This window comes from Filibacter tadaridae, assembly GCF_900609045.1.
Lineage (GTDB): Bacteria > Bacillota > Bacilli > Bacillales_A > Planococcaceae > Sporosarcina > Sporosarcina tadaridae.
Genome location: NZ_UXAV01000032.1, coordinates 33,034 through 47,113, shown reverse-complemented (window position 1 = coordinate 47,113; position 14,080 = coordinate 33,034). Strand labels below are relative to the sequence as shown.

Here is a 14,080-nt window from a genome sequence, read left to right as displayed (position 1 = left end):
ACTCCCTTTACCCGCACTTATAATGCGGAAGTAGTTCAGTGGTAGAATACGACCTTGCCAAGGTCGGGGTCGCGGGTTCGAATCCCGTCTTCCGCTCCATGTATTGCCGGGGTGGCGGAACTGGCAGACGCACAGGACTTAAAATCCTGCGGTAGGTGACTACCGTACCGGTTCGATTCCGGTTCTCGGCACCAATATCAAAAAAATATTCATCTTATTATATGCGCTCGTAGCTCAATTGGATAGAGCACCTGACTACGGATCAGGAGGTTGTGGATTCGACTTCTGCCGGGCGCACCATTACTTTTAATATGTTTCCGGGAAGTAGCTCAGCTTGGTAGAGCACTTGGTTTGGGACCAAGGGGTCGCAGGTTCGAATCCTGTCTTCCCGACCAACTTATGGGGCCTTAGCTCAGCTGGGAGAGCGCCTGCCTTGCACGCAGGAGGTCAGCGGTTCGATCCCGCTAGGCTCCACCAACATTTTTAATATGAAGATCCTGGCGGCGTAGCTCAGCTGGCTAGAGCGTACGGTTCATACCCGTGAGGTCGGGGGTTCGATCCCCTCTGCCGCCATCTTTAAGGACCTTTAGCTCAGTTGGTTAGAGCAGACGGCTCATAACCGTCCGGTCGCAGGTTCGAGTCCTGCAAGGTCCACCATCATTATTATAAATATACGGAGGAATACCCAAGCCTGGCTGAAGGGATCGGTCTTGAAAACCGACAGGGGAGTCAAATCCCGCGGGGGTTCGAATCCCTCTTCCTCCTCCATTTTTAATCAATGATGAATTGTGAAATGCATTACTTATAATATTATCGCGGGGTGGAGAAGTGGTATCTCGTCGGGCTCATAACCCGAAGGTCGCAGGTTCAAATCCTGCCCCCGCAACCAAATGGTCCCGTGGTGTAGCGGTTAACATGCCTGCCTGTCACGCAGGAGATCGCCGGTTCGATCCCGGTCGGGACCGCCATTTTTTATCAATACATATTGTGGCTCAGTAGCTCAGTCGGTAGAGCAAAGGACTGAAAATCCTTGTGTCGGCGGTTCGATTCCGTCCTGAGCCACCATTTCCTTGCGGGTGTAGTTTAGTGGTAAAACCTCAGCCTTCCAAGCTGATGATGAGGGTTCGATTCCCTTCACCCGCTCCAAGGGCCTATAGCTCAGCTGGTTAGAGCGCACGCCTGATAAGCGTGAGGTCGGTGGTTCGAGTCCACTTAGGCCCACTATTCCGCAGTAGCTCAGAGGTAGAGCAATCGGCTGTTAACCGATCGGTCGTAGGTTCGACTCCTACCTGCGGAGCCATTTTTATGGGGAAGTACTCAAGCGGCTCAAGAGGCGCCCCTGCTAAGGGTGTAGATCGCGAAAGCGGTGCGAGGGTTCGAATCCCTCCTTCTCCGCCATAATTAATGGCCCCTTGGTCAAGCGGTTAAGACACCGCCCTTTCACGGCGGTATCACGGGTTCGAATCCCGTAGGGGTCATACATAAAAAGCATCAACTCCGTTTTTTCACGGAAGTTGATGTTTTTTTTCATTTGTGAAAGTCTTGCTATGGTCTTGGGAAGATTGTTTAAGAGACTAAACTTTAAGGGCGTGCCCGAACTGTCATGGCAAATCGGAAAACTGTAAGGACGCCAGCCAAAACTGTCATGGCAATCCACGAAACTGTAATGGCCCGCCGGAACTGTCATGGCAATCCACGAAACTTTAAGGGCGTGCCGGAACTGTCATGGTAATCCACGAAACTGTAATGGCCCGCCCGAACTGTCATGGCAAATCGGGAAACTGTAAGGACGCTAGCCGGAACTGTCATGGCAATCCACGAAACTGTAATGGCCCGCCCGAACTGTCATGGCAAATCAAGAAACTGTAAGGACGCCAGCCAAAACTGTCATGGCAAATCGGAAAACTGTAATGGCTGACCCGAACTGACATGCAAGCAACCATCCAATCCACAAAACAACAAACCAAAAATAAACACCATAAGACAGATGGGTCTCATGGTGTTCCATCTTCTTTATTTACTTCTTTTCATCATCCACATAGCTATCCTTTTCTTGGTATGGTATATCACCAATCGGGGATTCTAATTCTTCTGCGTCCAGCTCTGATTCATATTGGTCAGATGCATCAGAATCGATAACTCCACTAGGTTTTCCAGTGATGTCTGCACCTGCAAATTCCTCAACCTCTTCGGTTGCGCCGCTATCTATTTCAGTATCATATAATGAATCATAGGTATCGCGGTCTCCTGTGAAGTCGGAGGGAGTTTCGGAGGTACCTGATTGGGCAATTGCCTGGAAACTGTCTTCACCATCACGAAAAGCTCCGTCCCGTCTATCTGCAAATGAATTGGGTTCTGCCATTATGAGGATATCCTCTTCCACGGGACGATCGCTAGGGATTTCCTGTTCCGTCGCATGTTCCATACAGAGGGTCGTGTATGGAACAGCTTCAAGCCGTTCAAATGGTATTTCTTTCTGGCATACTTCGCACTTGCCATATGAGCCATCTTGGAGTGCTTTTAAGGCATCTTCGACTTTTTCTAGCTCAGAGCCCGCATGCACATTAAGTGCTGCGTCTTTCTCCCTTTCAAATAACGCTGTGCCCATGTCAGCAGGGTGGTTGTCATACATTGATAATTCGCCTACGCTATCTTGGGCACTATTTTTAACATCGGTTTCTTCTTCTGTTTTTGTAAGTTGTTTTTCCATTTCCAGTAATTCTTTTTTAAGTGTTGCTTTCTGTTTATCGTTTAACACATTCGTCACGTCCTTTTAGGTAATAACAACAGTATGCTCATTCATCACTTACTTCATAAACAAATGGACTGAATACTACCCATTTGTTCTTTAGTTCCCTTTTGGACTTGCTAGTTAAACATCAAGAAAAAACGGGGAACACTGAACTTAATCAGTATTTCCCGTTTTTTATAAGTGATAACTACATATGTTGACATAAACAATCCTCTTAACAACGCTAGGCGCTTGGGGATGCCTCTCGCTGGAGATTAAATAGTATCATTAATTCAACATATCTACATTTAAGTTTTAATGACGTAAATTAAGTTCATTTAGCCGTCAATTTCAAATCATACTAAATGGCCAACTAATATACCGACGCCGAGTAGCAGTACGAATAGTGTATTTGTGAGGGCCGTATTTTTCATTGCGGGCATGACGTGTATCGGCGTTTGGTTTTGCCGGAATTCCGAAATTGCTGTAATTGGTTTAGGCACACTAAGCAAAACGACAAGTGCCCATGGCGTCAAATGTCCAAAGAGAATTAAGGCAATGACCCATGTATAAGAAATGATGAAAAAAGACATAAGAATTGTGATTGCATTAGGGCGACCGACCAATATTGCGAGTGTCTTTCTCCCTCCTTCCTTGTCACCTTCTAAGTCGCGGATGTTGTTTGCCATCATTATTCCTGCCACAAGTAACATACTGGGAATAGAAAGTAGAATGGCTTCCGTCGTCACTGTACCAGTTTGAATATAGAAAGCGATAAGCACAAGTAACATCCCCATGACTACACCTGAAAACAATTCTCCAAATGGTGTGTAAGCAATCGGATACGGTCCACCTGTATAGAAGAAGCCCACCATCATAGCAATTACACCGACGAGCGCCAATATCCAAGAGGTTTCCATGCATATGTATATACCGATAAGAACGGAAACACCATACAACAGAAATGCAAGATTCAATACGGTTTTCGGTTTGATACCATTGCGTACAATCGTACCGCCAATGCCTACAGAGTTTTCGGTGTCCAAACCGAGTCTGAAGTCGTAGTATTCGTTGAACATGTTCGTTGCCATCTGTATAAGTATACTCGCGACAAGCATGGCGATGAATAATGGAAAATGAATGTTTCCGTAAATTAACGCAATCATTGTACCAAGGAATACAGGTGCAAAAGCCGCGGTAAGCGTATGTGGACGTGTTAGTTGCCACCAAATGCGCCAGCCTGTATCTGCTTTTATTGTTTGTTGCAAAATTGTTCGCTCCCTATCATTTTGATTGACCGTATCCATTGTACTCCAAAACGGCGTAACTGAACATGGCAGTAGCATATTTAGTGCCGAAACGACAAAATTTCTGTATGATGGAGTAAGGATATAAGCGCATATAAACTGTTGAATGAATGTACGGAGGGAAAAAGATGAACCGGAAGTTGACCGCTAGCCACGACAACCAAGTGGAAATCAATAAAAGTGATTTGCGTTTTTTTACGGAAACAATCGATGCAGGTCGAATTTCTCCACTTGCCTTTTTTGAAGCGGGGAATTCTTGTTATATAGACGAACGTTTTTATTGGCAAAATGCGGATAAAACATTGACACTAGTTGGGCTTGGACATGCCACTATATTGGAAAGTGAAAGCGGTAAGGAACGTTTTGAACATATCTCCAAAGAATGGGATATATTACGGGCTGCACTCATCAAGGAAGAAAAGGATATGGAACCGGTACTTTTCGGCGGGTTTTCGTTTGATCCACAAAGTCGAAAAGACTCCGAGTGGGATGCATTTCCATCCGCTCATTTCGTTGTTCCATCATTTCAATTAACTATAAAAAATGGCAATACAACTATAGCCATTAATCTAATTACAAAAAATGGTGGAGCTGTAGATGAATTTGAAAAGCTACGAGAAGAACGGGATAGACTTATCCACATTGCACAAGTAGATGAATTCGAATTGTTGGCTAAACCTGAAGTCGTTTCAATAGAAGAACGAAAAAAAGAACAGTATTTGGATGCAGTACAACACGTAACCGAGAAGATTAAAGACGGGGACGCAAAAAAAGTTGTCATTGCACGCTCCATTAAGCTGAACTTTGAAGAAGAAGTTCCGACAGTTACTGCACTTCATCATATTTCAAATGAACAGCAAGAAAGTTATCACTTTGGCCTCGAGAAAAATGGCCAATTATTTTTTGGGGCGACACCGGAACGCTTGATAGAAATCTCAAATGGACGGGCATACTCTTCCTGTGTTGCAGGATCTATCAAACGGGGTAAGTCTGCAATGGATGATCGTAAATTAGGCAAGGAACTTATGGATGATCGTAAGAATCGGGAAGAACATCAATACGTCGTCAATATGATTTCCCAGGTATTCAGCAAATTCTGTACGGATATATCAATTCCTAAGAAACCAAAGCTAATGAAGATTCGTGATATTCAACATCTGTTCACGCCGCTGGAAGGAAATGTTGAACAAAAAACTGACATTTTCAGTTTGGTTGAAGCATTGCACCCAACACCGGCACTTGGTGGTGTTCCGACAGATGTATCCATGGACATGATACGTGAGCAAGAGCAAATGGATCGTGGCTATTATGCGGCTCCAATTGGCTGGACAGACACTGCGGGTAACGGAGAATTTGCTGTTGCAATCCGTTCAGCACTACTAAAAGGTAGTCATGCCTATTTGTATGCAGGTGGGGGAATTGTTGCAGATTCCGAGCCTGAAAAAGAATATGATGAGACATGGGTTAAATTCAGACCGGTTATGCGGGCTCTTGGAGGGAAAATGAATGGATGATCAAGCCGTTTTAACAGACTATGTCCGACGATTTACAGCTACTTTGATGAATGCGGGAGTAAAAGCCGCCGTCGTCAGTCCCGGATCCCGTTCAACACCACTAGCCTATGCATTTGCCTCAACCGAAAAGCTTGACGTTTATATGCAAACGGATGAACGTTCTGCAGCATTCTTTGCATTGGGCCTAGCGAAGGCATCTGGTGAGCCTGTAGCTCTTCTCTGCACGTCGGGAACGGCGGCGTCGAACTATCACCCTGCTATTACGGAGGCCCGATATGCGCGCATCCCGCTTGTTGTCATTACGGCAGATCGACCGCATGAATTAAGAGAAGTCGGTGCACCGCAAGCGATTGATCAAATTCGGATGTATGGAAACCATGTTAAATACAGCGTCGATTTACCATTGGCTGAAGGAACTGCCACGTTTGCTAACTTTATTGATCGCCAAGTAAGTCGTGCATTGTCCGTTGCAACGACTGCTCCAAACGGGCCTGTTCACTTGAATGTCCCATTCCGGGAGCCGCTCCTTATTGACTTTGATAAAGCGACTCCTACAACAACGTTTATCAAACGGTTCACTGCAGTATCCACTCTCAATCATTCTACCGCACAACTTATTACAGATTTACTGAGTGATGCTGGTAATGGATTTATTATTGCAGGAGAAATGCCCGTTGGTTTAAATAAGGAGGCATTTTGGAAATTCGCAAAGGCACTTAATTGGCCGGTATTATGTGACCCGTTATCAAATCTTCGTTCCGAGGTACCAGACAGTTGCTCGTCTCTTTGCATCGATCAGTATGATGCAATTCTGAAAAGTGAACAGTTCGCAAATAAGATACATCCACAGACGGTAATTCGTTTCGGAGCGCAGCCGGTTTCAAAACCGCTAACATTATTTTTAATGAAAGTATGTCCGCAAACAATGATTGCTGTGGATGAATCGCCGGAATTCCGGGATTCAATCGGTGTCGTTACGCATCATGTTCAAGCGCCAGTGGAGGCTGTTCTTTCTCTGAATGTCCAGAAGCCTTTATCTTCGTATACGCAACAATGGTGCGCAGCAAATGATCGTGCATCCACCATTATGGATACATATACCGGGGATGTAGGGGGTGAAGGTATCTTTGCGAAACTGCTATTTGAACATCTTCAGGATGGTGGCGACTTAGTGAGTGGTAGTAGCATGCCGATTCGGGATGTGGATACATTTTTCAGAAAGACGGGTAGAAATGTCACGATATTTGCAAATCGCGGAGCAAATGGAATAGATGGTGTTGTATCGACAGCATTCGGTATTCAGTTTGCTCGCAAACGACCGACTTGGCTTCTTATCGGGGATTTGTCGTTTTTACATGATATCAATGGATTCATCGTTTCCCGTTTCCATAAGACGGATTTAACTATAATCATCATGAATAATGATGGTGGTGGAATCTTTTCGCATTTGTCTCAAGCACAAACGAATCTTCACTTTGAACAGCTTTTTGGTACACCGACTGGTTTAACATTCGAACATATCGCAGCAATGTATGATGCGCAATACGCTAAAGTGAATACGCCGAATCAGTTTTCGGAAGAGCTTGGAAGAGAGAAGAATAAGCCGATACGAATCATTGAAGTGTTTACGGATCGCCAAGTGAATGTGAAAGCGCATCGAAACTTATGGGCTCAAATCACGGAAAGCCTTGATCAGATTGAATAAAATGATCCATGTTCGCGGCATTGACATTCACGTGGAAATAAACGGTGATGAGTATTTGCCTGTCATTGTTTTCTTGCATGGGTTTACAGGAAGTACGGCTACCTGGAGCACAGTGTCGAGTTCACTCGGAAATAAATTCCGTACAGTCGCAATCGATTTACTTGGGCATGGAGACTCAGCGGTACCTGAACATGCGAGTCGCTATTCGATGGAAGAGCAGGTACAGGACTTGGAGCAAACATTCAAAGAGCTTGGTCTGACGCATTTTACACTCATCGGTTATTCAATGGGCGGTCGTGTAGCGCTTGGCTACACAGTTAATTATCCACAACGGGTTTTACAGTTAGTGCTTGAAAGTTCCTCGCCGGGTTTACAGACAAAAGAGGAACAAACAGTACGAAGAGAATCTGATTCCCGCTTGGCGGCAAGAATAAGAGAAGAAGGTTTACATTCGTTTGTGGACTTCTGGGAGGAATTAGCGCTTTTTCAATCCCAAAAGACTTTACCCGAAACAACTCGAAGAGCGATTCGGAAAGAGCGTCTGCAGCAAAGTGTAACGGGCCTTTCCAATAGTTTGATCGGCATCGGTACGGGCAGTCAACCATCCTATTGGAATAGGGTAGAGACAGTTTTACATCCAGTTCTTCTAATAACGGGAGAACTCGACATGAAATTCAAAAATATTGCCCGGGAAATGAAGCAGCATTTCCCAATCGTTCGACATATAACCGTCGAAAATGCGGGGCATGCAATTCACGTGGAAAAACCGCATTTATTTGCTACAATGGTAGAGGAACATATTTTAAGTTGGAAAAAATGAGGAGGGACAGTATGACACGTCAATGGGAAACATTACGTACATATGAAGATATCAAGTATGAAAAGTTTGGCGGCATTGCAAAAGTGACAATCAACCGTCCAGAAGTGCGCAACGCATTCCGTCCGAAAACGGTTACAGAAATGATCGATGCTTTTTCTCGCGCTCGCGATGATTCAAGCGTTGGAGTAATTGTATTAGCAGGAGAAGGCGAAAAAGCATTTTGTTCAGGTGGAGATCAAACGGTCCGCGGACATGGTGGTTATGTCGGAGATGATGAAATCCCTCGCTTAAACGTTTTGGATTTACAACGGTTGATCCGTGTAATTCCTAAACCGGTTGTTGCCATGGTATCAGGTTACGCAATTGGTGGTGGACATGTTCTACACGTTGTTTGTGATTTAACAATCGCTGCGGATAATGCGAGATTTGGACAAACAGGACCAAAAGTCGGCTCATTCGATGCAGGATATGGCTCTGGTTATTTAGCTCGTATTATCGGTCATAAAAAAGCGCGTGAAATTTGGTTCTTATGCCGTCAATACGATGCACAAGAAGCGCTTGACATGGGCCTAGTCAATACAGTTGTTCCATATGAGCAATTGGAAGACGAAACCGTGCAATGGTGTGAGGAAATGCTTTCAATGAGCCCAACTTCACTTCGTTTCATAAAAGCAGCCATGAACGCAGATACGGATGGCCTTGCTGGTCTTCAACAAATGGCTGGGGATGCAACACTTCTTTACTATACAACGGATGAAGCTAAAGAAGGACGCGATGCATTCAAAGAAAAACGCAAACCGGACTTCGGTCAATTCCCACGGTTCCCTTAATAAATTATTTAGAAAAAGCTGCCGCTAACCGGGCAGCTTTTTCTAAAGAGGAAGGTGAAAAAATGATTCCTAATTGGCTTATTCAGCGGGCCTATTTAACGCCAAATAAAATCGCACTGTCATTTAAAAATGAGACATGGACATTTGCGCAATTTAAAGAACAAGCAGTGACACGTGCACAGAAACTGCGGGCAAACGGTTTTAGGCAAGGGGACCGTATTGCATTACTCGGCCCATCCACGGCTGAAATGGTGTTTATCATCCATGCTTGTATGCTTGCAGATCTTGAAATTGTAATGTTAAATAGCCGCTTAACAAATGAAGAACTTAAGTATCAATTGGATGACTCAGATGCATCTGCACTTTTGGTATCGGATGAGTTGAATAAGCGTATTAAAGGAACGAACGTGCGTATTCTACCGTTTTCTTCGATTAATAAGAGTGAAGTCGTACCGTTCGACATACAAGATAGTTGGCAGGCTGACCGAACCATCACAATCATGTACACTTCCGGAACGACCGGATTTCCGAAAGGTGTGCGTCAGACAGCTGGAAATCATGTGTCCAGTGCTCTTTCATCTGTCCTGAACTTGGGACTCGACGAGAATGATGTCTGGCTTTGTACGATGCCCTTATTTCATATTAGCGGATTTTCGATTCTTGTGCGTTCCGTTTTGTATGGAATGGAAGTTCGTCTATATGAAAAGTTTGACGCATCACTCGTAGCAGACGAGATTCAAAAAGGCACAGTGACGAGAATGTCTGTCGTTTCACATACATTGGATAAAGTCATGCAAGAGTTGGAGAAAAGGGATGCAATCGCACATACAACTTTTAAGACAATGCTTGCAGGCGGTGGGCCTGTGCCGATTGATTATCTGAAAAGGGCGACCGAGCTACAAATTCCGATACTGCAAACGTACGGTATGACAGAAACCAGTTCACAAACAGCTACACTTTCTGCGGCAGACGCATTAAGAAAAATGGGTTCTGCAGGTAAACCATTATTTTTCAATCATATCAAAATCAATGGTATACAGAATTCAGGTGACAAAGGAGAGGTCTATATACGCGGTCCTCATGTTACTCCCGGATATATCGGTCGTTTTTCTGATAAGACGCCACTTGTTGACGGCTGGCTTCCTACAGGTGACATCGGTTATCTCGATGAGGAAGGTTATTTATATATAGTGGATCGACGGTCGGATCTTATTATTTCAGGCGGGGAGAATATTTATCCTGCTGAAATTGAAAACGTCCTGTTTGCGCATCCGGGTATTCGGGATGCGGGTGTATGTGGACAGGAACATCCTGATTGGGGCAGTGTTCCCATTGCATTCGTTGTCGCATCCGACGGGGTAACGGAGGAGGAGTTGGCAGCGCATTGTGAGGGCAGGCTAGCCCGCTACAAGATGCCGAAGAAGTTCCGATTCGTGGATGAATTACCGCGTAACGCATCCAATAAGTTACTGCGCAGGGAGTTGAAGCTATGGGTGGATTCCGAATAAGGGAAATACGCCTTCATCGCCTTACAGTGCCGTTAAAGAGTCCCTTCTCCACTCATCTACAGACAGTTACCGAAAGGGAAAGTATTTTCATTGAGATGGTTGATACAGAGGGTGTTAGTGGTCTTGGGGAATGTGTAGCATTTTCATCTCCTTGGTATACCGAGGAAACCGTACAAACATGTTGGGACGCGCTCATTAATTGGCTGGTTCCATCGATAGCAGGAAAGGGGATCAATCATCCAACAGATGTGGGTCATTTGTTTTCACATGTAAAAGGCAATCGAATGGCGAAAGCGGCGCTCGATCAGGCTGCTTGGGATTTATTTGCCAAAAAGCAGGGAATGCCCCTTCATCGTCTAATTGGCGGTGTTCGCCGAGAAGTCGATGCGGGTGTCGTCGTAACGTGGACTGATACTGAAGAACTTATACGGAAAACGGAAGATGCCTACCGTATTGGATATAGTCGTGTGAAAATAAAGATTGGATCGGGAACGGATGCGGAAGTGATTGCGACAGTCATCAAACAGTTCCCGCAACTGCTGTTCTTTGCAGATGCAAATGGAGCATTCAGCAACAAGACGTTGACTGAACTTCTCGCATATGACAATCTGGGTCTTGCTTTGATTGAGCAACCATTTGGCGAAGATGAGTGGGATCGCCATGCTGAAGCGGTTAGACAGATGAGTACACCGATTGCCTTGGATGAAAGCATTCGAACATTCTCTGATGTGGAAAATATGATTCAGAAAAAGGCAGGCGATATCGTTGTTTTAAAACCCGGAAGAGTGGGTGGATTAACAGAAGCGCTTCATATTCACGCATACTGTTTACAGCATGGAATTCCGATCTGGATGGGCGGCATGATTGAATTCGGTATTTCAAAGGCGCATAACCTAGCTATCGCGACGTTACCAGGCGTGACATTGCCAGGAGATTTCAGTGCTTCGACCCACTTTTGGAATGAAGATCCTGTTGAACCGTGTATCAGAGTCAGTGGTGGGGAAGTAAGTATTTCTGAGCGGCCTGGCATTGGAGTGGACTTGAACCATGAAATCTTGAAGAAGTATTTGATTGCAACACATACCGCATAGTAAAAAGGGTTGTCCCTAATTAAGAGGACAACCCTTTTTGCCTTATTTAACGCTAAGCGCCTTTTCAAGAGTTTTCATGTTTTGTTCCATAAGTGTAAAGTAAGTTTCTTTGTTTTTTATGTCCTCATTCGTCAGTATGCCAAGATTGTGAAGCATCAATGATTCCGCACCGATTTCTTTACGTACAACATCTGTCAATTTCGATGATACGTTTTGCTCGAACAAAATGTACTGTATATGTTCATCTTTCGCGTCTTCAACGATTTGTGCTAATTGTTTTTGTGAAGGTTCACTTTGTGAGTTCATGCCTGCGATTGCCACTTGTTCCAAGCCATAGGATTTTGCTAGGTAGCCGAATGCGGCATGGGAAACGAAAAACGTTTTGCTTGGTGCATTTGTAGCCATAGTTTGAAATTTGCTGTCTAGTTCGGTTAGTTCAACCTTTAACTGCTCAAAGTTTTTCTCGAATTCGTCTTTCATTTCGGGAGCTTCTTTGATAAGTGTTTCTTTAATGGATGTGGCAAGTTCTATACTTAGTGTCGGAGAAATCCATACATGTGGATCTAGTCCACCATGGTCATGTCCTTCTTCAGCGTGTTCGTGGTTATGTCCATCTACAAGTTGTTCTTCAGGGATTGCTTCTGCAGTAGGAATCATTTTTACATGTTCATTTTTCATTGTTTTTTCTGCGTTTTCAACAAATCCTTCCAGTCCAAGACCGATATAGAAAAACAAATCCGAATCGGCAAGATCCATCATTGCTTTTTGCGTAGGATCAAATGTATGTTCATCTGAACCCGGCGGATAGATTGATTTCACATCGACAAAATCTCCGCCGATACGTTCTGTGAAATATTGTAATGGGTAAACGGTCGTGTAAATGGCCATGCTTTTATCAGCGTCTGATTTGTTGGGTTCTTTTTCTTTATTGGAACATGCTGTTAACAGTATAAGTATAAAAAATAAAGTGAGTACTAAAAACTTCTTATTCATTTATATAAATTCTCCTTCTCCTAAATAGTAATGATTACGATTTGACAAACTGGCTTTTATATTATACAACAGAGGTATTACTTTTGCAACTGGATTCAATATAGCACACAAAATTTTTCCATATAAAAATGGCCGGTATTTCTACCAGGCCGTTGTCACGCTTCACTTTTTCAATTCCTTTTCTGGCACCGGGTCAAATCCACCCTCGTGAAATGGATGGCATTTCGAAATTCGGCGAACCGCAAGCCACGAACCTTTTAATGCACCGTGTTTTTCAATCGCCTCAAGTCCGTAATGAGAACAAGTCGGGTAAAACCGGCAGGAAGGTGGCAATATAGGTGAAATTATTTTTTGATATAATTTAATGAATGTCATTAGAACTTTCCTCATGCTAAAACTCCTTTTCAATCGCTAATGTTTATTGTATTGCGTTTGGTGGTAATTTAACAGAGAGACGATTTATATAAAAGGAGAGATTTCACTATGTCAGCAGATCTTATTAAAGAAATGAATACACAGGTTTCTACTTGGTCGGTCATGTATACGAAATTACACAATTATCATTGGTATATCAAAGGGCATCACTTCTTTACATTACACGCCAAGTTTGAAGAATTATACAATGAAGCAACGCTACATATGGACGAAATTGCTGAACGTATTTTGACGTTGGGCGGAAATCCAGTTGCGACGTTAAAAGAACATCTAGAACAATCGGTTGTGAAAGAAGCGACCGGAAAAGAGAAGGAAGATGAAATGGTGAAGGCGGTTGTAAATGATTTTAATATGATTATGAAATCACTGAAAAAAGGAATGGATTTGGCCGCGAAAGATGGCGATGATATGACGGAAGACATTTTGAATGCAACCTATCAAAGTATTGAAAAACACCAATGGATGCTTAATGCATTTCTCGGAGAAGATAACAAGTAATGCCCTTTTCCTATTTAGAATGTACATGAATTGCCGATAGTAAGACAGTGAAGGGAGGCTATTAGTATGGATATGACCTCAATAATGGCGGGCAACCTCAGAAGTCTGCAATCGACAGTTCAGTTAAGTGTTTTGAGCAAGTCTATTACCATGAATACGGTTACCGCTGTAGATATGCTGAAAAGCCTACCTGACCAGTCGGCACCTCATCCCCATAAAGGCGCTTCAGTGGATGTAAAGGCCTAGTCTTTTTAAAACATGCATTCCCTACTTACCATAAGGGGATGCATGTTTTATATTATTTGCGGCATGCTAACAAGAAAAAGGACGTGTTAAGCATGGAAAAGTTTAGAATGTATGTTTCCGTATTGAATCAGCAAGTGTACCATCATCCGGATGACTCGCCGTGGGAATATGAAGTCTCTGTCACGCGCGAGTATGTACCGATTTTTCATCATTTATTTAAAGAAATGGACAGACTGGAATTCCGTAATTTTCTTCGGTCACATCTTCCTTACGTGCCTTATCATTATGATAAGGATAATCATGATATAGATATACGCACGATGAAAGTGTACGCACTTATTCATGAGTTCACGGATAATCAATCGAAACGGTTTATCGAGAAGCTTCCATACTTCAGATGAG

At 43.7% G+C, this 14,080-nt stretch carries 13 protein-coding genes and 16 tRNA genes; 25 read left to right on the top strand and 4 right to left on the bottom strand.

The features are described 5' to 3' along the window. Window positions 1-24 precede the first annotated feature (24 nt). The 16 genes from FILTAD_RS06415 (at window position 25) to FILTAD_RS06340 (ending at window position 1,478) form a co-directional block, all read left to right on the top strand. Window positions 25-99, top strand: a tRNA-Gly gene (locus FILTAD_RS06415). A 6-nt stretch (window positions 100-105) separates the two neighbouring features. After that, a tRNA-Leu gene (locus FILTAD_RS06410) sits at window positions 106-194 on the top strand. A 29-nt stretch (window positions 195-223) separates the two neighbouring features. Further along, window positions 224-300 (top strand) — tRNA-Arg (locus FILTAD_RS06405). An 18-nt stretch (window positions 301-318) separates the two neighbouring features. Beyond that, window positions 319-395 (top strand) — tRNA-Pro (locus FILTAD_RS06400). A gap of 6 nt (window positions 396-401) precedes the next feature. Further along, a tRNA-Ala gene (locus tag FILTAD_RS06395) sits at window positions 402-477 on the top strand. A 22-nt stretch (window positions 478-499) separates the two neighbouring features. Continuing rightward, window positions 500-573, top strand: a tRNA-Met gene (locus FILTAD_RS06390). 7 nt (window positions 574-580) lie between these two features. Then, a tRNA-Ile gene (locus tag FILTAD_RS06385) sits at window positions 581-657 on the top strand. 18 nt (window positions 658-675) lie between these two features. Next, window positions 676-768 (top strand) — tRNA-Ser (locus FILTAD_RS06380). A gap of 46 nt (window positions 769-814) precedes the next feature. Further along, a tRNA-Met gene (locus FILTAD_RS06375) sits at window positions 815-889 on the top strand. A 3-nt stretch (window positions 890-892) separates the two neighbouring features. Beyond that, window positions 893-968 (top strand) — tRNA-Asp (locus tag FILTAD_RS06370). 21 nt (window positions 969-989) lie between these two features. After that, window positions 990-1,065: transfer RNA gene (locus tag FILTAD_RS06365), tRNA-Phe, on the top strand. A 7-nt stretch (window positions 1,066-1,072) separates the two neighbouring features. Continuing rightward, window positions 1,073-1,146, top strand: a tRNA-Gly gene (locus FILTAD_RS06360). 1 nt (window position 1,147) lies between these two features. Beyond that, window positions 1,148-1,221: transfer RNA gene (locus tag FILTAD_RS06355), tRNA-Ile, on the top strand. Between the two features lie 4 nt (window positions 1,222-1,225). Further along, a tRNA-Asn gene (locus FILTAD_RS06350) sits at window positions 1,226-1,300 on the top strand. 7 nt (window positions 1,301-1,307) lie between these two features. Continuing rightward, a tRNA-Ser gene (locus FILTAD_RS06345) sits at window positions 1,308-1,398 on the top strand. A gap of 8 nt (window positions 1,399-1,406) precedes the next feature. After that, window positions 1,407-1,478 (top strand) — tRNA-Glu (locus tag FILTAD_RS06340). Between the two features lie 539 nt (window positions 1,479-2,017). On the opposite strand, the gene FILTAD_RS06335 is transcribed toward FILTAD_RS06340, so the two are convergent. Both FILTAD_RS06335 and FILTAD_RS06330 read right to left on the bottom strand, forming a co-directional pair. After that, window positions 2,018-2,758, bottom strand: a complete 741-nt coding sequence (locus tag FILTAD_RS06335; protein WP_124069674.1) for a TraR/DksA C4-type zinc finger protein — start codon at window positions 2,756-2,758, stop codon at window positions 2,018-2,020. A 329-nt stretch (window positions 2,759-3,087) separates the two neighbouring features. After that, entirely contained in the window at window positions 3,088-3,999 is a 912-nt protein-coding gene (locus tag FILTAD_RS06330) for a 1,4-dihydroxy-2-naphthoate polyprenyltransferase (protein WP_124069673.1), read from the bottom strand. Between the two features lie 167 nt (window positions 4,000-4,166). On the opposite strand from FILTAD_RS06330, the gene FILTAD_RS06325 reads away from it, so the two are divergent. The 6 genes from FILTAD_RS06325 (at window position 4,167) to menC (ending at window position 11,506) form a co-directional block, all read left to right on the top strand. Beyond that, entirely contained in the window at window positions 4,167-5,552 is a 1,386-nt protein-coding gene (locus FILTAD_RS06325; protein ID WP_124069672.1) for an isochorismate synthase, read from the top strand. Next, window positions 5,545-7,257 (top strand): 2-succinyl-5-enolpyruvyl-6-hydroxy-3-cyclohexene-1-carboxylic-acid synthase, encoded by a 1,713-nt coding sequence (gene menD, locus FILTAD_RS06320; RefSeq protein ID WP_124069671.1) that lies wholly within the window; start codon window positions 5,545-5,547, stop codon window positions 7,255-7,257. The genes FILTAD_RS06325 and menD overlap by 8 nt, the downstream gene beginning before the upstream one ends. A gap of 1 nt (window position 7,258) precedes the next feature. Beyond that, on the top strand, window positions 7,259-8,077 hold the full coding sequence (gene menH / locus FILTAD_RS06315) for a 2-succinyl-6-hydroxy-2,4-cyclohexadiene-1-carboxylate synthase (RefSeq protein WP_203229667.1): 819 nt from the start codon (window positions 7,259-7,261) through the stop codon (window positions 8,075-8,077). A gap of 11 nt (window positions 8,078-8,088) precedes the next feature. Next, window positions 8,089-8,907, top strand: a complete 819-nt coding sequence (menB, locus tag FILTAD_RS06310) for a 1,4-dihydroxy-2-naphthoyl-CoA synthase (RefSeq protein ID WP_124069669.1) — start codon at window positions 8,089-8,091, stop codon at window positions 8,905-8,907. 62 nt (window positions 8,908-8,969) lie between these two features. Next, the gene (locus FILTAD_RS06305) at window positions 8,970-10,415 is read left to right on the top strand and encodes an o-succinylbenzoate--CoA ligase (RefSeq protein WP_124069668.1); all 1,446 of its coding nucleotides are present in this window, start codon (window positions 8,970-8,972) and stop codon (window positions 10,413-10,415) included. Next, window positions 10,397-11,506: an o-succinylbenzoate synthase gene (gene menC, locus FILTAD_RS06300; protein ID WP_124069667.1), complete on the top strand. Its 1,110-nt coding sequence runs from the start codon at window positions 10,397-10,399 to the stop codon at window positions 11,504-11,506. Before FILTAD_RS06305 ends, menC begins: the two co-directional genes overlap by 19 nt. Window positions 11,507-11,548: 42 nt before the next feature. On the opposite strand, the gene FILTAD_RS06295 is transcribed toward menC, so the two are convergent. Further along, window positions 11,549-12,499 (bottom strand): metal ABC transporter solute-binding protein, Zn/Mn family, encoded by a 951-nt coding sequence (locus FILTAD_RS06295; RefSeq protein ID WP_124069666.1) that lies wholly within the window; start codon window positions 12,497-12,499, stop codon window positions 11,549-11,551. Window positions 12,500-12,661: 162 nt separating this feature from the next. After that, window positions 12,662-12,889 carry a membrane protein insertion efficiency factor YidD gene (gene yidD / locus FILTAD_RS06290; protein ID WP_124069665.1) on the bottom strand — a complete coding sequence of 76 codons (228 nt, stop codon included), beginning with the start codon at window positions 12,887-12,889 and terminating at the stop codon, window positions 12,662-12,664. 93 nt (window positions 12,890-12,982) lie between these two features. Between yidD and FILTAD_RS06285 the strand changes: the two genes are divergently transcribed. The 3 genes from FILTAD_RS06285 to FILTAD_RS06275 all read left to right on the top strand — a co-directional run bounded on the left by FILTAD_RS06285 (window position 12,983) and on the right by FILTAD_RS06275 (window position 14,079). Continuing rightward, window positions 12,983-13,432 carry a Dps family protein gene (locus FILTAD_RS06285; protein ID WP_124069664.1) on the top strand — a complete coding sequence of 150 codons (450 nt, stop codon included), beginning with the start codon at window positions 12,983-12,985 and terminating at the stop codon, window positions 13,430-13,432. Between the two features lie 66 nt (window positions 13,433-13,498). Beyond that, window positions 13,499-13,678 (top strand): YjfB family protein, encoded by a 180-nt coding sequence (locus tag FILTAD_RS06280; protein ID WP_124069663.1) that lies wholly within the window; start codon window positions 13,499-13,501, stop codon window positions 13,676-13,678. A 92-nt stretch (window positions 13,679-13,770) separates the two neighbouring features. Continuing rightward, a complete protein-coding gene (locus tag FILTAD_RS06275) occupies window positions 13,771-14,079 on the top strand; it encodes a transposase (RefSeq protein ID WP_238988169.1) in 309 nt (102 codons plus the stop codon). The last annotated feature ends 1 nt before the right edge of the window (window position 14,080 follow it).